The organism is Kluyvera sp. NPDC087067 (assembly GCF_044745165.1).
Taxonomy (GTDB): domain Bacteria; phylum Pseudomonadota; class Gammaproteobacteria; order Enterobacterales; family Enterobacteriaceae; genus Kluyvera.
Genome location: NZ_JBIUZS010000008.1, coordinates 1 through 18,159, shown reverse-complemented (window position 1 = coordinate 18,159; position 18,159 = coordinate 1). Strand labels below are relative to the sequence as shown.

At 54.0% G+C, this 18,159-nt stretch carries 16 protein-coding genes; 13 read left to right on the top strand and 3 right to left on the bottom strand.

Annotation, left to right across the window (positions count from 1 at the left end; all coding sequences use genetic code 11):
• Window positions 1–71 precede the first annotated feature (71 nt).
• The 3 genes from fadI (at window position 72) to sixA (ending at window position 4,204) form a co-directional block, all read left to right on the top strand.
• Window positions 72–1,382, top strand: coding sequence for an acetyl-CoA C-acyltransferase FadI (fadI, locus tag ACIPDS_RS18310; RefSeq protein WP_400738849.1), 1,311 nt, complete (start codon window positions 72–74; stop codon window positions 1,380–1,382).
• Window positions 1,382–3,544: a fatty acid oxidation complex subunit alpha FadJ gene (fadJ, locus tag ACIPDS_RS18305; RefSeq protein ID WP_400738845.1), complete on the top strand. Its 2,163-nt coding sequence runs from the start codon at window positions 1,382–1,384 to the stop codon at window positions 3,542–3,544. Before fadI ends, fadJ begins: the two co-directional genes overlap by 1 nt.
• Before the next feature lie 174 nt (window positions 3,545–3,718).
• Window positions 3,719–4,204 (top strand): phosphohistidine phosphatase SixA, encoded by a 486-nt coding sequence (gene sixA, locus ACIPDS_RS18300; RefSeq protein ID WP_166516088.1) that lies wholly within the window; start codon window positions 3,719–3,721, stop codon window positions 4,202–4,204.
• Window positions 4,205–4,403: 199 nt separating this feature from the next.
• Here sixA and smrB read toward each other — a convergent pair whose 3' ends face one another.
• Complete coding sequence (gene smrB, locus ACIPDS_RS18295; protein ID WP_400738840.1) at window positions 4,404–4,955, bottom strand: endonuclease SmrB; 552 nt, start codon at window positions 4,953–4,955, stop codon at window positions 4,404–4,406.
• Between the two features lie 163 nt (window positions 4,956–5,118).
• On the opposite strand from smrB, the gene prmB reads away from it, so the two are divergent.
• From prmB to ACIPDS_RS18265, 6 genes are read left to right on the top strand one after another with little or no spacing between them, the layout of a single operon-like run.
• On the top strand, window positions 5,119–6,051 hold the full coding sequence (gene prmB, locus ACIPDS_RS18290) for a 50S ribosomal protein L3 N(5)-glutamine methyltransferase (protein ID WP_400738837.1): 933 nt from the start codon (window positions 5,119–5,121) through the stop codon (window positions 6,049–6,051).
• 43 nt (window positions 6,052–6,094) lie between these two features.
• A complete protein-coding gene (aroC, locus tag ACIPDS_RS18285) occupies window positions 6,095–7,180 on the top strand; it encodes a chorismate synthase (RefSeq protein ID WP_400738834.1) in 1,086 nt (361 codons plus the stop codon).
• A gap of 2 nt (window positions 7,181–7,182) precedes the next feature.
• Window positions 7,183–8,007 (top strand): penicillin-insensitive murein endopeptidase, encoded by an 825-nt coding sequence (mepA, locus tag ACIPDS_RS18280; RefSeq protein ID WP_400738831.1) that lies wholly within the window; start codon window positions 7,183–7,185, stop codon window positions 8,005–8,007.
• Window positions 8,007–8,816 carry a sulfite exporter TauE/SafE family protein gene (locus ACIPDS_RS18275; RefSeq protein WP_400738828.1) on the top strand — a complete coding sequence of 270 codons (810 nt, stop codon included), beginning with the start codon at window positions 8,007–8,009 and terminating at the stop codon, window positions 8,814–8,816. Before mepA ends, ACIPDS_RS18275 begins: the two co-directional genes overlap by 1 nt.
• Window positions 8,816–9,361, top strand: coding sequence for an elongation factor P hydroxylase (locus tag ACIPDS_RS18270; protein WP_166516094.1), 546 nt, complete (start codon window positions 8,816–8,818; stop codon window positions 9,359–9,361). The genes ACIPDS_RS18275 and ACIPDS_RS18270 overlap by 1 nt, the downstream gene beginning before the upstream one ends.
• A gap of 27 nt (window positions 9,362–9,388) precedes the next feature.
• Window positions 9,389–9,658 carry a YfcL family protein gene (locus ACIPDS_RS18265; protein ID WP_166516095.1) on the top strand — a complete coding sequence of 90 codons (270 nt, stop codon included), beginning with the start codon at window positions 9,389–9,391 and terminating at the stop codon, window positions 9,656–9,658.
• Window positions 9,659–9,700: 42 nt separating this feature from the next.
• On the opposite strand, the gene mnmC is transcribed toward ACIPDS_RS18265, so the two are convergent.
• Window positions 9,701–11,701, bottom strand: a complete 2,001-nt coding sequence (mnmC, locus tag ACIPDS_RS18260; RefSeq protein ID WP_400738824.1) for a bifunctional tRNA (5-methylaminomethyl-2-thiouridine)(34)-methyltransferase MnmD/FAD-dependent 5-carboxymethylaminomethyl-2-thiouridine(34) oxidoreductase MnmC — start codon at window positions 11,699–11,701, stop codon at window positions 9,701–9,703.
• 160 nt (window positions 11,702–11,861) lie between these two features.
• Between mnmC and fabB the strand changes: the two genes are divergently transcribed.
• Both fabB and ACIPDS_RS18250 read left to right on the top strand, forming a co-directional pair.
• Complete coding sequence (gene fabB / locus ACIPDS_RS18255) at window positions 11,862–13,079, top strand: beta-ketoacyl-ACP synthase I (RefSeq protein ID WP_166516097.1); 1,218 nt, start codon at window positions 11,862–11,864, stop codon at window positions 13,077–13,079.
• A 207-nt stretch (window positions 13,080–13,286) separates the two neighbouring features.
• Complete coding sequence (locus tag ACIPDS_RS18250; protein ID WP_400738820.1) at window positions 13,287–14,462, top strand: MFS transporter; 1,176 nt, start codon at window positions 13,287–13,289, stop codon at window positions 14,460–14,462.
• A gap of 38 nt (window positions 14,463–14,500) precedes the next feature.
• Here ACIPDS_RS18250 and ACIPDS_RS18245 read toward each other — a convergent pair whose 3' ends face one another.
• Entirely contained in the window at window positions 14,501–15,202 is a 702-nt protein-coding gene (locus ACIPDS_RS18245) for a GntR family transcriptional regulator (RefSeq protein WP_400738817.1), read from the bottom strand.
• 290 nt (window positions 15,203–15,492) lie between these two features.
• Here ACIPDS_RS18245 and ACIPDS_RS18240 point away from each other — a divergent pair, with 290 nt between their 5' ends.
• On the top strand, window positions 15,493–16,824 hold the full coding sequence (locus ACIPDS_RS18240) for a PTS sugar transporter subunit IIC (protein WP_400738814.1): 1,332 nt from the start codon (window positions 15,493–15,495) through the stop codon (window positions 16,822–16,824).
• 443 nt (window positions 16,825–17,267) lie between these two features.
• Window positions 17,268–18,159: DUF6531 domain-containing protein (locus ACIPDS_RS18235; RefSeq protein WP_400738811.1), on the top strand; the 892-nt coding region annotated here is incomplete at its 3' end.

Here is an 18,159-nt window from a genome sequence, read left to right as displayed (position 1 = left end):
AGTGTAAAAAATTAGTTAAGAATGTTATCAGGTCAGACCACTTGGTCGATTTTTGATAACAGGGGAGAGTTATGAGTCAGGCGCTACCGCTAATCACCCGCCAGGGCGATCGCATTGCAATTGTGAGTGGGTTACGCACCCCGTTTGCCCGTCAGGCGACCGCTTTCCATGGTGTACCCGCTGTGGATCTCGGCAAGATGGTCGTAGGCGAAATGCTGGCACGCAGCGAAATTCCCCCGGAAGTCATTGAGCAGCTGGTTTTTGGCCAGGTGGTACAAATGCCTGCTGCCCCTAACATTGCCCGAGAAATTGTTCTCGGTACCGGCATGAACGTGCATACCGATGCCTATAGCGTCAGTCGCGCCTGTGCAACCAGCTTTCAGGCGGTGGCGAACGTCGCTGAAAGTTTGATGGCCGGGACGATCCGCGCAGGTATTGCCGGGGGCGCTGACTCCTCTTCCGTTTTACCTATCGGCGTCAGTAAAAAACTGGCAAGAACGCTGGTGGATGCCAACAAAGCCCGAACCTTAGGGCAAAAGCTCAAGCTATTTTCCCGCCTGCGTTTACGCGATCTGATGCCCGTTCCTCCTGCGGTTGCCGAATACTCCACTGGGTTGCGGATGGGAGACACTGCGGAGCAGATGGCGAAAACGTACGGAATTACCCGCGAACAACAAGATGCACTGGCCAATCGCTCACACCAATTAGCGGCGCAGGCATGGGCGGCGGGGAAATTACATGAAGAAGTGATGACGGCCTATTCCCCGCCGTATAAAACCCCGCTTGAACAAGATAACAATATTCGCGGCAACTCAACGCTTGCTGATTACGCTAAGCTGCGTCCCGCTTTTGACCGCCAGCACGGTACGGTGACGGCGGCCAACAGCACGCCATTAACCGATGGCGCCGCGGCGGTTATCCTGATGACCGAATCGCGTGCTAAGGAGCTTGGGCTGATACCGCTTGGCTATCTGCGCAGCTACGCATTTACCGCCATTGACGTCTGGCAGGACATGCTGCTGGGCCCGGCCTGGTCCACGCCGCTGGCGCTGGAACGCGCGGGATTGAGCTTTGCCGATCTGACGCTAATCGATATGCATGAAGCCTTTGCCGCGCAAACGCTCGCCAATATTCAATGTCTGGCGAGTGAGAAATTTGCCCGCGAGGTGCTCGGACGTAGCCATGCCACCGGCGTCGTGGATGAAAGCAAATTCAACGTGCTGGGCGGATCCATTGCCTATGGTCATCCATTCGCGGCGACCGGTGCGCGTATGATCACGCAAACGCTTAATGAGCTCCGCCGTCGTGGTGGCGGCTTTGGCTTAGTGACGGCCTGTGCGGCAGGTGGGCTGGGTGCGGCGATGGTTCTGGAGGCTGAATAATGGACATGCGATCTGCGTTTACCCTCACCGTGCGACCGGATAATGTCGCGGTGGTTAGCATTGATGTACCCGACGAGAAGATGAATACCCTGAAGGCCGAATTTGGCGGACAGGTGCGCACAATTCTCAAACAAATTCGCGAAAATAAAACGTTACAAGGTGTGGTAATCATTTCTGCCAAGCCCGATAACTTTATCGCCGGGGCGGATATCAACATGATTGGCCGTTGCAAAACGGCGCAGGAAGCGGAAGGTCTGGCCCGTCAGGGCCAGCAGGTCATGGCGGAGCTTCACAGTTTGTCGATCCCGGTCATTGCCGCCATTCACGGCGCCTGTCTTGGTGGGGGGCTTGAACTGGCTTTGGCATGCCATGCGCGCATTTGCTCCGATGATGGTCGGACGGTACTGGGCTTGCCTGAAGTGCAGCTCGGTTTACTCCCGGGCTCGGGGGGAACGCAGCGCTTACCTCGATTAGTGGGGGTCAGCACGGCGTTGGATATGATTCTCACCGGCAAGCAGCTTCGCGCCCGACAGGCGCTCAAAGCTGGTCTGGTCGATGAAGTGGTTCCGCAGTCGATTTTGCTGGAGGCGGCCGTGGAACTGGCGCGTAAACCCCGGCATGAGAATCGCCGTTTACCGATGCGTGAGCGTGTGCTTGCGGGGCCGCTGGGCCGTCGTTTGCTGTTTAGCATGGTCAGCAAAAAGACCCAGCAGAAAACCCAAGGCAACTATCCGGCAACGGATAAAATCCTCACGGTTATTGAAACCGGTCTGGCACAAGGGGCCAGCAGCGGGTATGAAGCTGAAGCGCGTGCCTTTGGCGAGCTGGCGATGACGCCGCAATCGCAGGCGCTGCGCAATATTTTCTTTGCCAGTACGGATATCAAAAAAGATCCGGGGGCGAGTGTCGACGCCGGGCCGCTGCGTTCGGTGGGGATTCTGGGCGGCGGTCTGATGGGCGGCGGTATTGCTTACGTCACGGCGGTGAAAGGCAAGCTGCCGGTCCGTATAAAAGATATTAATGCCAATGGAATCAATCATGCGCTGAAATACAGCTGGGATCAGCTGGAGCAAAAAGTGCGTCGACGCCATTTGAAAGCCGCGGAGCGTGATGCGCAACTGGCGCTGATCTCAGGCGGTACCGATTACCGTGGTTTTGCGCATCGTGATTTGGTCATTGAAGCGGTTTTTGAAGATTTAGCGCTGAAGCAGAAGATGGTCAGTGACGTTGAGGAGTATTGCGCGCCTCACACCATTTTTGCCTCAAACACCTCATCTTTACCGATTAGCGATATTGCGGGCCAGGCCCAGCACCCTGAGCGGGTTATCGGCTTACACTTTTTCAGTCCGGTCGAAAAAATGCCGCTGGTGGAAGTTATCCCTCATGCTGGCACCTCGGAACAAACTATTGCCACCACCGTTAAGCTTGCCAAGAAACAGGGTAAAACACCCATTGTGGTCGCTGACAAAGCCGGGTTTTACGTTAACCGTATTCTGGCGCCTTATATTGCCGAAGCCATGCGCATACTGGTTGAGGGAGAAAGCGTGGAAGCCATTGATCATGCTCTGGTTAAATTTGGTTTTCCGGTAGGCCCTATTCAATTACTTGATGAGGTCGGTATTGATACAGGCACCAAAATTCTACCCATTCTCGAAGCGGCTTATGGCGAGCGATTCAGTGCCCCTGCAAACCTGATTCAAGCGATTTTGAATGACGATCGCAAAGGCAGAAAAAATGGCCGTGGTTTCTATCTTTATGCTGCGAAAGGGCGTAAAAGCAAGAAACAGGTCGACAGCACGGTCTATTCCCTGGCGGGAATGTCCGCGCGGCGCAGCCACTATTCGGCCGAGCAAATTGCCGAACGCTGCGTAATGCTGATGCTAAATGAGGCGGCACGCTGCATGGACGAAGGTATCGTTCGCAGCGCACGCGATGGCGACATTGGTGCGGTCTTTGGTATTGGTTTCCCACCGTTCCTCGGTGGCCCGCTGCGCTATATGGATTCCTTAGGCGCGGGTGAAGTGGTTGCCCGGTTGCAACGATTGGCTACCCAGTACGGTTCGCGGTTCACGCCTTGTGAAACTCTTGTTCAGCGGGCGGAGCGCGGACTGACCTTTTGGCCAGACAATGAAACAGATTCACTGAATGGTGGTCAAAGCTAGATAACCCCGATGAAATATACGGATTCTGGCTATTTTGTAAACAAATGTTGACTATACTTACGCCAGTAGGGTAAAAAACAGCGTTTCTTTCAGTGAATGGATAAGGCACAATGCCCGGCTCCGCGTCACCGTCAGGGTGGCGCAGGTGCTTCTGGTTAACAAAAGCGGTGCAATATGCAAGTTTTTATAATGCGTCACGGCGACGCTGCACTCGATGCAGCGAGTGATTCGGTTCGTCCTCTCACCGGGTGTGGTTGTGATGAATCTCGTCAGATGGCAACCTGGCTGAAAGGCCAAAAAGTGGATATTGACCGCATTCTGGTCAGTCCGTATCTGCGTGCGGAACAAACGCTGGAAGTGGTAGGGGAGTGTATGAACCTGCCAAAAGAGGTTGATGTCTTGCAGGAGCTGACGCCGTGCGGCGATATCGGCCTTGTGAGCGCTTACCTGCAAGCGTTAGCGAACGAAGGTACTACCTCGGTGCTGGTGATTTCTCACCTGCCGTTGGTCGGTTATCTGGTCGCTGAACTTTGCCCAGGCGAAGTACCGCCAATGTTCACCACCTCCGCCATCGCCAGCGTGACGCTGGATACCGAGGGGAAAGGGGTGCTGAACTGGCAAATGAGCCCTTGCAACCTGAAAATGGCGAAAGCGATTTAACGGTAGCCCGGGTGAGGCGTTTACGCCAACCCCGGGGAGCTCGATCGCTACTGACTGTTGTAGGCCGGATAAGGCGTAGCCGCCATCCGGCGATCTGCACGATGATGCCTGATGGCGCGTAGCTTATCAGGCCTACATATTCTCAATTCCCACAGTATCTACATCAACCAATGAACGCTCGGCGACTGCGGGGAGCGCATCACGGCAGTTCTGGCGGTAGCCACTCTTCCACTTCAATCAGCACCAGCAGCGCGGCATCTCCGCCGTACTCCTTTGACGCCTGATGAAAAGCCATCACGTGTGGATGCTGCGCCAACCATAGCGGCGTTTGCTGCTTCAAAATATGCTTCCCGTGGCCGTGCATTACGCAGGCACAAAACACATGTTCCCGACGGCAGGCAGCGATAAGCGCGCCCAACTCCTGCTTCGCCTGCGCCTGTGTTAAACCGTGCAGGTCAAGAAACAGCTCGGGGGAGTAATCACCACGACGCAGTTTTTTAAGTTCAAAATGGTCGACGCCTTCCCGCACGTATCGCACCGGGCCGAGGGTGTTCAGCAGCGGTTGAAATTCATCGGAAAAATAGTGGCTGTTGTCCACCTGCTCCTGTAACAGGCGCTTAGGGGGAACTTCGCTCATTTTTTTACGCTGTGGGCGATGGACAATCGTATCCTGCTTGATTTTGCGCGTGCCTGCCATCAACTGTTGAAACAGCGCCTGATCCTCCTCGCTCAGTGAGGTTTTCTTTTTCATTGATTCTTCTCATTCATTTTTTCCACCAGTTTACCTTTTCACGCTACTTCATGCAGCGAAAACGCTTTTTTGCCACAAGCCCTACGCAAGAATGCTGATTTATCGCCGTCTTCATGGCAAACTAGCCGCCGAATTTACCCCAAAGCATGCCCTGGAGAACAACGTGGATAAGATATTTGTTGAAGAAGCAGTCAATGAGCTGCATACCATTCAGGACATGCTGCGCTGGGCGGTGAGCCGCTTTAGCGCGGCCAATATCTGGTACGGCCATGGCACCGATAACCCATGGGATGAAGCCGTACAGCTGGTTCTGCCGACGCTGTATCTGCCGCTGGATATCCCTGAAGATATGCGCATTGCCCGCCTGACGACCAGCGAAAAACAGCTGATTGTTGAGCGCGTGATTCGCCGCGTTAACGAACGCATTCCGGTCGCTTACCTCACTAACAAAGCCTGGTTCTGTGGTCACGAATTTTACGTTGATGACCGCGTTCTGGTGCCACGTTCGCCGATTGGTGAGCTGATTAACAACCGTTTTGCGGGCTTAATCAACCATCAACCTCAACATATTCTGGACATGTGCACCGGCAGCGGCTGCATTGCAATTGCCTGCGCTTACGCTTTCCCGGAAGCGGAAGTCGATGCCATTGACGTTTCGCCTGACGCGCTGGCCGTAACCGAATACAACATCGAAGAACACGGCATGATCCATAACGTCACGCCGATCCGTTCCGATCTGTTCCGCGACGCGCCACAGCTGCAATATGATCTGATCGTCACCAATCCACCGTATGTGGATGAAGAAGACATGGACGATCTGCCGTCAGAATATCGCCACGAACCGGAGCTGGGTCTGGCGTCAGGTTCAGACGGTCTACACCTGACACGCCGCATTCTTGGCTGTGCGCCGGATTATCTGACAGACGACGGTATTCTGATTTGTGAAGTGGGGAACAGCATGGTACATCTGATGGATCAATACCCGGATGTTCCGTTCACCTGGCTTGAGTTTGATAACGGCGGTGACGGCGTCTTTATGCTGACGAAAGCGCAGCTCGTCGCGGCGCAGAACCATTTTGGGCAGTACAAAGACTAATTACTCCAGCACACAACAACAGAACAACGATTACGGAGTCGTGATGGCAGGAAATACAATTGGACAACTCTTTCGCGTAACCACCTTTGGCGAGTCGCACGGCCTGGCGCTAGGCTGCATCGTTGACGGCGTGCCACCGGGCATTGCGTTAACCGAGGCAGACCTGCAGCACGACCTTGACCGTCGTCGTCCGGGGACTTCGCGCTACACGACTCAACGCCGCGAGCCGGATCAGGTAAAAATCCTCTCCGGCGTCTTTGAAGGCGTGACCACCGGAACCAGTATCGGTCTGCTGATTGAAAACACCGATCAGCGCTCGCAGGACTACGGCACAATCAAAGATGTGTTCCGTCCAGGGCATGCCGACTATACTTACGAGCAAAAATACGGCCTGCGCGACTACCGCGGCGGTGGCCGTTCTTCTGCACGTGAAACGGCGATGCGCGTCGCCGCAGGAGCCATTGCTAAAAAATTCCTCGCCGCTAAGTTTGGCACCGTGATTCGTGGCTGCCTGACGCAAATGGGCGACATTCCGCTGGCGATTAAAGATTGGGATCACGTGGAACAAAACCCTTTCTTTTGCCCGGACCCGGACAAAATCGATGCGCTGGATGAGCTAATGCGCGGCCTCAAAAAAGAGGGCGATTCCATCGGTGCTAAAGTCACCGTGGTGGCTGATGGCGTTCCTGCCGGACTCGGTGAACCGGTCTTTGACCGTCTGGATGCCGACCTTGCCCATGCGCTGATGAGCATTAACGCCGTCAAAGGCGTCGAGATTGGCGACGGTTTTGAGGTGGTAAAACTGCGCGGCAGCCAGAATCGCGATGAAATCACCAAAGACGGTTTCCAGAGCAACCATGCGGGCGGCATTCTGGGCGGTATCAGCAGCGGTCAGCAGATCGTCGCCAATATCGCGCTGAAACCTACCTCAAGCATTACGGTACCGGGACGCACCATCGACCGCTTTGGCGAGGAAGTTGAGATGATCACCAAAGGTCGTCACGACCCTTGCGTGGGTATCCGTGCGGTGCCTATCGCCGAAGCGATGATGGCCATTGTCCTGATGGATCACTTTATGCGCCAACGCGCGCAAAACGCCGATGTGACGACGTCAATTCCACGCTGGTAAACATGAAAAAAACCGTTATTGCGCTGCTGGCTCTGGTGACCAGCAGCACGACGCTGGCGGCAACGCCATGGCAAAAGATCGCTCAGCCGATAAGCGGCAGCGCCCAGTCGATTGGTGCCTTTGCTAACGGCTGTATCGTCGGCGCACAGGCGCTTCCGCTGCAGTCCGATACCTATCAGATAATGCGCACCGACCAGCGCCGCTACTTCGGTCACCCGGATTTGGTGCAGTTTATCCAACGTCTGGGCCAGCAGGTTCAGCAACATGGTATGGGCACCATGCTGATTGGGGATATGGGCATGCCCGCTGGAGGGCGCTTTAACGGCGGACACGCCAGCCACCAAAGCGGGCTGGATGTCGATATTTTCCTGCAATTACCGAAAACCCGCTGGAGCTCTGCGCAGCTGCTTAAACCGCAGGCGCTGGATTTAGTCCGTGCGGATGGTAAAGGAGTGTCGACGGTGCTATGGAAACCGGAAATTGGGCAGTTGATTAAACTTGCCGCCGAGGACCAGGACGTTACGCGTATTTTCGTCAATCCAGCGATTAAACAACAGCTGTGCCTTGAAGCGGGAAATGACCGTGACTGGCTGCGTAAAGTGCGTCCATGGTTCCAGCACCGAGCGCATATGCATGTGCGATTGAAATGCCCGGCAAACAGTCTTGAGTGTGAAGATCAGGCCGCACCTCCTGCCGGAGACGGCTGCGGTGCCGAGTTGCAAAGCTGGTTCGAACCGCCAAAACCGGGTACCACCAAACCTGTGAAGAAGACGCCGCCTCCGTTGCCGCCTTCCTGCCAGGCGCTACTGGATGAGCACGTACTTTGATGGACACTTTCTTCACATTATTTATGGTCGAGCCGCTGATGCTCGTGGCGCTTTTCTTTATCGCTATCCTCGCGGGCTTTATTGACTCACTGGCGGGGGGCGGTGGTTTACTGACCGTTCCGGCGCTGATGGCGGCAGGCATGCCGCCCGCACAAGCGCTGGCGACCAATAAACTCCAGGCCTGTGGCGGCTCACTGTCGGCTTCGCTCTACTTCATTCGCCGCAAGGTGGTGAATCTGGCGGATCAGAAGCTGAATATCCTGATGACTTTTATCGGTTCGATGAGCGGCGCGCTGCTGGTGCAGTATGTCAAATCAGACATTCTGCGTCAGATCTTACCGCTCCTGGTGATTGGGATTGGCCTCTACTTCCTTCTGATGCCCAAACTTGGCGAGTCTGACCGCCAGCAGCGCCTCTATGGTCTGCCGTTTGCGCTGGTGGCCGGCGGCTGCGTAGGCTTTTACGACGGTTTCTTCGGGCCGGGCGCCGGTTCTTTTTACGCGCTAGCTTTTGTCAGCCTGATGGGCTTTAACCTCGCTAAATCCACCGCGCACGCCAAAGTGCTGAACGCGACCTCCAATCTTGGGGGGCTGCTGCTGTTTATCATCGGCGGTAAGGTGATTTGGGCGACCGGCTTTGTGATGATGGTCGGGCAATTCTTCGGTGCCCGAATGGGCTCGCGCCTGGTGTTGAGTAAAGGGCAGCAGCTGATTCGTCCGATGATTGTAGTGGTGTCAGCGGTGATGAGCGCCAAGCTACTGTACGACAGCCATGGACAGGAAATTCTTCAATGGTTAGGGATGAACTAATGACAACCACACATGATTATCAGCAGCTAATTTCGATTTTCGATAGCTGCTTTGCCGAAGAGTTTAATACTCGTCTGATTAAAGGCGACGACGAACCGATCTATCTTCCCGCAGATGCTGAAGTGCCGTATAACCGCATCGTTTTCGCGCACGGTTTTTATGCCAGCGGGTTGCATGAAATATCCCATTGGTGCATCGCCGGTAAAGCTCGCCGCGAGCAGGTCGATTTTGGCTACTGGTACTGCCCGGACGGGCGTGATGCCAAAACGCAAGGGCAGTTTGAAGACGTTGAGGTGAAACCGCAGGCTTTTGATTGGCTGTTCTGCGTGGCGGCGGGTTTCCCGTTTAACGTGAGCTGCGACAATCTTGAAGGTGACTTTGAGCCAGACCGGATAATCTTTCAGCGCCGCGTCCACGCGCAGGTGATGACCTACCTTAAAGAGGGAATCCCACCGCGTCCGGCCAAATTTATCAAGGCATTACAGAATTATTACCATACGCCGACCTTAACGGCGGAAATGTTTCCATGGCCGGAAGATCTCTAAGGCCGTGTTACCCAAAGAGGAAAGAAGATGATCGCGGAGTTTGAAGCACGCATTCTGGCGTTAATTGACGATATGGTGGAACACGCCAGTGATGATGAGCTGTTTGCCAGCGGTTATCTGCGCGGCCACCTGACGCTGGCGGTGGCCGATCTGGACGAAGACCATAGCGCCGATGCGCTCTATCGTAACGTCACGCAGAGTCTGGAAACGGCCATTAGCGCGGGCGAACTCTCACCGCGCGATCAGGCTTTAGTGAAAGAGATGTGGGATACCCTGTACCAAAAGGCCTCCCACTAAGAGCCTATTGCCCGGTATCGCTGCCGGGCAATATCGCCCGTCTTACTTCACCGCTTTTCCCTTCAGCAGTTTTCTCACCCATAGCCGATTCGGATTGAGGCCAGCCAGCGTTACCGCATCCAGCGGCAGCGGTTCATTGCTCATCTGTGCGGCCAGCACTTCAGACGTTAACGGAGCACTGCACAGTCCACGGGAACCCAGTCCTCCCAGCATAAACAGATTAGGGTAAATCGGTGCGCAATGCGCCTCATGGGGATTTTCATGCAAAGAGGCGTAATCACGCAGCGTTGCGGCATAATCCGGCACATTACCGACCATCGGCAGATGGTCACGGGTGGCGCAACGTACGCCGCAGCGCGCCTCATTCGCGCTGATATCGACTTCCTGCGTCCACGCTTTATCCGGGAAACAGTCAATCAACCGCTGGCGATTCGCCTGCTGATCCGCTTCGTTGAACGTCATTTCACGCTCACCACGATGGTAGCTGGCACCGATACAATGCTGCTGGTGGCGCGGATTTTGTGGCGTCAGATAGCCGTCGTAACACAACACCTGCTTTAGCTTTGCCAGATTTTCTGTAACAGGAATATGGCTGACCTGGCCGCCGACGGCGTACACCGGCAGATGTTCCGTCTGCGTAAACTGATTGATGTTATGCCCATTAGCGAGGACAACCGTCGGCGCGAGCGTCGTCAGGCCATCCTCAAATTGCAGCTGCCAGCCCGTTTCTTGTTGCTCAAGGGCGGTGAGGGTCTTACCCCACTGTACCTGTAGCCCCTGTTGCTGTGCTTGCTCGAAAACAGCGGCAGTGAGTTCTGCCGGACATAGCCAGCCGCCAAGGGGATATTGAATCCCTCCACAGCCGGTCTCCAGACCAATCGCGCTGCGCATTTGGCTATCAGAAATCGCGCAGGCAATTTCTTCGGGCAGGCCCAGTGACAGCATCTGCGCGATTTTCTGCGCACTCTTTTCATCCCAGCCCAGTTGGGTGACACCACACCACTCATGATCAAACTCAACGGGTAGAGCATCATACAGACGGCGAGCAAAAAGGAACGCCGCCGGGAAAAATTGCGCCAGCGCTTCGTCGTGAGCGGTTAACAGCGGATAGAGCGCCCCCTGGCGGTTGCCGGAAGCGCCTTGCGCCGGTGCCGCATCCGCGCAATAGAGCGTGACCTTCCAGCCACGACGCAGCAGGGCCAAAGAGAGCAGGGCGCTGGCGATACCGCCGCCGATAATGGCCGTCTCGCGCGCCTCGGTGCCGCTGCGGGCAAACCACGGCGCGCGCGTGGCATCGGGCTGCGGTTGGGCCATTTCACCAATCAGCATCTCACGTTTGCGGCCAAAGCCTTTGTACTTGCTCATGGTGAAACCGGCTTCCTGCAAGCCACGGCGCACAAATCCCGCGCAGGTGAAAGTCGCAAGCGTGCCGCCGGGACATACCGTTCGTGCCATTGCGGAAAACAGCCCGGGAGTCCACATGTCCGGGTTTTTTGACGGGGCAAAACCGTCGAGGAACCAGGCATCAACCTGCTGATTAAACGAATCATCAAGTTTATCGACTAATTGATTAATATCGCCATACCACAGATCCAGCGTGACGCGTCCGCCATCCAGCAGCAGTCGATGACACCCGGCGACCGGCTGCGGCCACTGCGCCTGGAGCTTTTCGGCCCAGGGGGCCAGTTCCGGCCAGTGCTGATGCGCCAGACGTAAATCGTCGGCCTTCAGCGGAAATTTTTCAAAACTGACAAAATGTAATCTTTGCAGCGTAGCGTCGGGATGCTGGCAGCGAAATGCGTCAAAAGCCTGCCACAGCGTGAGAAAGTTGAGTCCGGTACCAAAACCGCTCTCCGCGACCACAAACAGAGGGCGCGGATGTTGAGGGAAGCGGGTTTCTAGCCGGTTGCCGCCCAGAAAAACATAGCGGGTCTCTTCCAGACCGTTGTCGTTGGAGAAGTAGACGTCGTCAAAATCTCGGGAAACAGGTGTACCCTCACTGTTAAATTCGAGGTTGGCTGATTGTATGGCGTTTTGTTTCACGTAAGTTACTCGTGCGGCAAGGAGTCAGGCGATCTTAACGATGCGTGCCCGCTGGCGCAAATTTCTGCATAAAATTGCTGATCGGACTTGTTCGGCGTACAAGTGTACGCTATCTTGCGACTCGAAACTTAAAAATAGTGATGACATACAGAGGTATTGAATGAAACGTGCAGTGATTACTGGCCTGGGTATTGTTTCCAGCATCGGTAGCAACCAGCAGGAAGTCCTGGCATCCCTGCGTGAAGGACGCTCGGGGATCACTTTCTCTCAAGAATTCAAAGATTCTGGAATGCGTAGCCACGTATGGGGTAACGTAAAACTGGACACTACCGGTCTTATCGACCGCAAAGTGGTTCGTTTCATGAACGATGCCTCAATCTATGCTTATCTCTCCATGCAGCAGGCGGTTGAAGACTCCGGCCTGAAAGCTGAAGATTATCAGAATAACCCGCGTGTCGGCCTGATTGCCGGTTCCGGTGGTTCTTCTAAAGCACAGGTATTCGGCGCTGACGCTATGCGTAGCCCGCGCGGCCTGAAAGCGGTTGGCCCTTATGTGGTCACCAAAGCCATGGGTTCCGCGGTTTCCGCGTGCCTGGCAACGCCGTTCAAAATTCATGGCGTAAACTACTCCATCAGTTCTGCCTGTGCGACCTCCGCACACTGTATCGGTAATGCGGTAGAGCAGATCCAACTGGGCAAGCAGGACATCGTATTTGCTGGCGGCGGCGAAGAGCTGGGCTGGGAAATGGCCTGTGAGTTCGACGCAATGGGCGCACTGTCTACTAAGTACAACGAAACGCCAGACAAAGCCTCTCGTACCTATGACGCACATCGCGACGGTTTCGTTATCGCAGGCGGCGGCGGTATGGTCGTGGTTGAAGAGCTGGAACACGCTCTGGCACGTGGCGCGCATATCTATGCAGAAATCGTTGGTTACGGTGCAACATCCGACGGCGCTGACATGGTTGCTCCATCTGGCGAAGGCGCTGTGCGCTGCATGCAGATGGCAATGCACGGTGTGGATACCCCAATCGACTACCTGAACTCCCACGGGACTTCAACGCCGGTCGGTGACGTGAAAGAACTGGGCGCGATTCAGGAAGTATTTGGCGAGAACAGCCCGGCAATCTCTGCGACCAAAGCAATGACCGGTCACTCTCTGGGTGCCGCCGGCGTTCAGGAAGCCATCTATTCCCTGCTGATGCTGGAACACGGTTTTGTGGCGCCAAGCATCAACATCGATGAAATGGACGAGAAAGCGGCAGGTCTGAACATCGTGACCAAAGCGACTGACCGTGAGCTGACCACCGTGATGTCAAACAGCTTCGGCTTCGGCGGGACTAACGCCACGCTGGTAATGCGTAAGCTGAAAGCGTAAAACTGACGACGAATGTGAAAAGGAGCCTGAGGGCTCCTTTTTTATGCGTTGACATTGGCGCGAAACAACAGGCAAAATCCAGCACAACATTGCCGTCTCGGTAATGCGTAAGCGTTTAACGTCAACCAACGCACCTTAATCCTGGCCTACAGGTTCGAGGGGGCGTGGCTACAGATCCTCGCCTTACTCAGCATTCTGGAGTAAAGCATGACCGCAGTAACCCAAACAGAACGTTCGTCTTCATCAAGTTTTTCATTATTTCGCATCGCCTTTGCGGTGTTTCTCACCTATTTAACCGTTGGTATTCCGCTGCCGGTGATCCCGCTATTTGTGCACCAGGAACTGGGCTATGGCAACACCATGGTGGGCATTGCCGTGGGGATCCAATTCTTTGCTACCGTATTAACGCGCGGTTACGCAGGGCGTCTTGCCGATCAATATGGCGGTAAACGCTCTGCCTTACAGGGCATGTTCGCCTGCGCGTTTGCCGGTGCCGCCTGGCTTGGCGCGGCGCTGCTGCCGGTGGATACGATGATTAAATTTGGGCTATTAATCGTCGGGCGTCTGATCCTGGGCTTTGGTGAAAGCCAATTGCTTACCGGAACCCTGACCTGGGGAATGGGGCTGGTTGGGCCAAAACGCTCTGGCAAGGTGATGTCGTGGAACGGGATGGCGATATTCGGCGCGCTGGCGGTGGGAGCACCACTGGGATTGTTTATCAATAACCGCTATGGCTTCGCTGTGCTAGCCGGTGTGACTATGATGCTGCCGCTAGTCGCGTGGGCCTTTAACGGATCGGTACGCAAAGTGGCGGCAATAGCCGGCGAGCGTCCTTCGCTGTTTAGCGTGATTGGTCTTATCTGGAAACCCGGCATGGGGCTGGCGCTCCAGGGGGTAGGCTTTGCGGTTATTGGCACTTTTGTCTCACTCTATTTTATGAGCAAAGGCTGGTCGATGGCGGGCTTCACCCTGACGGCATTCGGCGGAACGTTCGTGCTGGTGCGTATTTTATTTGGCTGGATGCCCGATCGCTATGGCGGTGTAAAGGTTGCGGTCGTTTCACTGTTAGTGGAAACCATTGGCCTGCTGCTACTGTGGCAGGCACCGAGTGAGTGGGTAGCGCTATCCGGTGCGGCATTAACCGGCGCGGGCTGCTCGCTGATTTTCCCGGCATTGGGCGTTGAGGTCGTCAAACGCGTCCCGCAGCAGGTGCGCGGCACGGCGCTTGGCGGCTATGCGGCTTTCCAGGATATCGCGCTAGGCGTCTCCGGGCCGCTGGCGGGAATGCTGGCGACGTCGTTCGGCTATGCGTCGGTCTTCCTCGGCGGCGCTATTTCTGCCGTACTGGGGATATTATTGACGCTATGGTCATTTCGTAAATAGCCGTCGTGCTCAGCTCTGCCAGGGGCAGGGCTGAGCGCCTATTTTCGTGGCAGAAAATACTTCACCTGAAATTCAAACATATTGGTGTAGAGAATGGAGTAATCAATCGGTATGGATTGCTCATCAACGGCCTGGGTTTGCATGCGGATAATCGGATCGAGCGCGCTGATGTGCAGCAATTTTGCCACTTCCTTTGAGGGCAGAATCGGCCGGATAGATTCATAACAGCCGAGAATTTTGACGCCGCATTCATTCTCAATGTAGGCAAATTTCGATTTCTTCATATGACCAATTGTCAGGTCGGGAAAGCGTCCCGCCGACATCCACGTTTCTTCGACCTGCATCGCAATATCATCAATAAAACGCAGTCGCTTGGCATAATAGACCTGCTCCCCAGGTTTAATCTGAAGCCCATTGGCAATTTCATCGGATGCAGACTGAAGTTCAAATTTGAGGATCTGGCTGGTCGGTGTCTTACCTTCGTTTTTAGCGATTTCGGTAAAGCTATCAAGATGCGTCACGGAAGCCTGGAAATGTTTGTTCCGCAGATAGGTTCCCGACCCATGCCGACGCTCAATCATGCCTTCATCTTCCAGCACCTTTAGCGCTTTGCGCAATGTGTTACGCGAAACATTATAAAGTTCTGCCAGCTCTTTCTCTGGCGGCAAAAGATCGCCAATATCGTAGATAGTACTGTTTAATCGATTTTTCAGCAGATTGATAACATTTTGGTAAACCACTTTTGAACCCCTTTAAGTCCTTTATAAATAAGTAATTTTAATCCTGTTGATGCAATTCAGGGCTGACATGTTCAATTACACCATCATTATTGAACAACTTAGGCGCGATTAACTGTGATCGGAAGAGGAGTTATGAAAATTAACAATTATTAAAGTATTCGTCAAATGACAATAAGTTGACGGGGAAGAGAAATAGTGGATTGTAGATGGGAAAAATATTTTGGTAATAAAGTTATTTTTACCGAAGCCTTGTTGTTTTTAAATTTATCACTCTGAGATAAGGGAATGTAATGGGACTGATGAATTCATTTGAACGTGGGATGGAAAAGATCCTCGTTCCAATAGCTATAAAATTAAACTCTCAAATACATGTTTCGGCAATCCGCGATGCTTTTATTTTATCGTTTCCGATTGTCATGGCCAGTTCGCTAATTGTTCTGATCAATTTTGCGATTTTATCTCCTGACGGTTTTATTGCCAGCATCCTGCACCTTGGCGCACTATTCCCCAATCTGGCCGATGCACAGCAAATTTTCACCCCGGTAATGAATGGCTCAGTCAATATTATGGCGGTGCTCATCACTTTCCTGGTTGCCCGTAATATGGCGATAAGCTATCAGCAAGATGACCTGTTATGCGGTCTGACGGCTATCGGCGCATTCTTTGTTGTCTACACCCCGTATGTCATTATTGATGGTCAGGCTTATTTAACGACCAAATATCTTGGGCCGCAGGGGCTATTTGTGGCGGTGATCGTAGCGCTGCTTTCCAGCGAAATATTTTGTCGACTTTCACGCAATCCAAAGGTCACCATCAGTATGCCTGATGCGGTTCCGCCTGCGGTCGCACGTTCGTTTAAGGTACTACTACCGATTTGCTTCGTGATGATTTTCTTCTCGGTGCTAAACTACCTGCTGTCGAAAATCTCACCCAACGGGCTGAATGACCTGATTTATACGTTAATTCAGGCACCTTTAAAGGATATGGGGACCAATATTGTCACCGTACTGATTCTGGGGCTGGTGGCAAACTTCCTGTGGATCCTGGGAATTCACGGGCCTAATACCGTTGCCGCAATCCGTGAAACTATTTTCTCTGAAGCGAATCTGGAAAACCTCTCCTACGCGGCATCCCACGGTTCAACCTGGGGCGCGCCGTACCCAATAACCTGGACCGGAATTAATGATGCTTTCGCCAACTATGGCGGTTCCGGTATGACGCTTGGGTTATTGTTGGCGATTTTCATTGCTTCACGTCGCCAGGATTATCGTGATCTTGCCAAAATGGCTTTTGTTCCCGGCCTGTTTAATATTAACGAACCGGTGATGTTTGGTCTGCCAATTGTACTGAACCCGATTTTGGTTATTCCCTTTATTATCGTGCCGTTTGTCAATTCCCTGATTGGCTATGCGTTTATCACGCTCGATATTATACCGCCAATTGCCTATGCGGTGCCGTGGACAACGCCAGGACCTTTAATCGCCTTCTTTGGTACCGGGGGGAATTGGTTAGCACTATTTGTTGGCATATTATGCCTGATAGTCTCAACGCTTATTTACCTGCCGTTTGTTATTGCAGCGAATAAAGTGAATTTATCGGCTGCCGCTGAACAAAATAGCTGATTATTTATTTGCTGATAATTGTCCCAGGGCCGTGACACGCGGCCCTGGGCGTTTTTCTACCCTAGAATACCAGCCACAACAGTATACTCCATCTACAACACGAGGCTGATGCATATTTAATTGGTTTTGACTTCCCTGATGTTTACTACTTAAAAAATACGTGATTTCTTGAATATGATAATTTAGGTGAATGATTGGCTATTATATAAAACTGATGGCTACTTATTTCTGTGGTGTATTCTATCTTTGTATGTATTTGTTGGTGTTATTATTTCCATTAGGAAATGTAAAAAATTATCCTATTTATACGGAAATAAAACCTTCATCACAATCTATCCAACTATTATTGTTTCTAATTCTTCCTTTTGCAATCGGGTAACTAACTACTGTGTTAGCTCGGTTATTAAAGATGTGCACGGATTAACAGCAAAAGGATTTGAGCGATGAGTGGAAAACCGGCGGCCCGTCAGGGAGACATGACAAAATACGGCGGCCCGATAGTGCAGGGCTCGCTGGGCGTGATGATTGGCGCCCCCTCCGGCGTCGCCTGCTCGGTCTGTCCCGGCGGGGTGACTTCCGGTAACCCGGTTAACCCGCTGCTGGGGGCCAAGGTACAGCCTGGCGAGACCGATATCGCACTGCCCGGCCCGCAGCCGTTTGTCCTCACCCGCTCGTACAACAGCTACCAGACGAAAACACCGGCACCGGTAGGTTTATTCGGCCCCGGCTGGAAAATGCCCGCCGACATGCGCTTACAGCTGCGCGATACAGCGCTGGTTCTGAACGACAACGGCGGCCGGAGTATTCACTTTGAACCGCTCTTTCCGGGCGAGTGTTCGTACAGCCGCAGCGAGTCCTTCTGGCTGGCGCGCGGCGGGGTTTCTGCTTTGCATGACAGCCATCCGCTGCATGCACTCTGGCAGACGCTGCCGGAAGATATCCGCCTGAGCCCGAATATTTATCTGGCAACGAACAGCTTTCAGGGGCCGTGGTGGATACTCGGCTGGGCAGAGCGGGTGCCGGGCGTGGATGAGGTGCTTCCCGCGCCGCTGCCGCCGTACCGGGTACTGACCGGGCTGGCGGACCGCTTCGGTCGTACCCTGCGCTATCATCGCGCCGCTGAGGGCGAGCTGACCGGAAACATCACCGGCGTCACCGATGGCAACGGGCGGCGGTTTCAGCTGGTGCTGACCACCCAGGCGCAGCGCGCGGAGGCGGCTGAAGTGCCTTACCCGGAAGTCCTGCCCGCCGCCGGATACGGTCAGGACTGCGGGGTCCGCCTGTCCCAGGTGTGGCTGACGCATGACCCGCTGTTTCCTGACGACCTTCCCGCCG

Bases quoted from the DNA above. Each gene is read 5' to 3' on its own strand.
- fabB (WP_166516097.1), top strand. From the start codon at position 11,862: ATGAAACGTGCAGTGATTACTGGCCTGGGTATTGTTTCCAGCATCGGT.
- aroC (WP_400738834.1), top strand. From the start codon at position 6,095: ATGGCAGGAAATACAATTGGACAACTCTTTCGCGTAACCACCTTTGGC.
- fadI (WP_400738849.1), top strand. From the start codon at position 72: ATGAGTCAGGCGCTACCGCTAATCACCCGCCAGGGCGATCGCATTGCA.
- ACIPDS_RS18250 (WP_400738820.1), top strand. From the start codon at position 13,287: ATGACCGCAGTAACCCAAACAGAACGTTCGTCTTCATCAAGTTTTTCA.
- sixA (WP_166516088.1), top strand. From the start codon at position 3,719: ATGCAAGTTTTTATAATGCGTCACGGCGACGCTGCACTCGATGCAGCG.
- mepA (WP_400738831.1), top strand. From the start codon at position 7,183: ATGAAAAAAACCGTTATTGCGCTGCTGGCTCTGGTGACCAGCAGCACG.
- fadJ (WP_400738845.1), top strand. From the start codon at position 1,382: ATGGACATGCGATCTGCGTTTACCCTCACCGTGCGACCGGATAATGTC.
- ACIPDS_RS18270 (WP_166516094.1), top strand. From the start codon at position 8,816: ATGACAACCACACATGATTATCAGCAGCTAATTTCGATTTTCGATAGC.
- smrB (WP_400738840.1), bottom strand. From the start codon at position 4,955: ATGAAAAAGAAAACCTCACTGAGCGAGGAGGATCAGGCGCTGTTTCAA.
- ACIPDS_RS18275 (WP_400738828.1), top strand. From the start codon at position 8,007: ATGGACACTTTCTTCACATTATTTATGGTCGAGCCGCTGATGCTCGTG.
- ACIPDS_RS18265 (WP_166516095.1), top strand. From the start codon at position 9,389: ATGATCGCGGAGTTTGAAGCACGCATTCTGGCGTTAATTGACGATATG.
- ACIPDS_RS18240 (WP_400738814.1), top strand. From the start codon at position 15,493: ATGGGACTGATGAATTCATTTGAACGTGGGATGGAAAAGATCCTCGTT.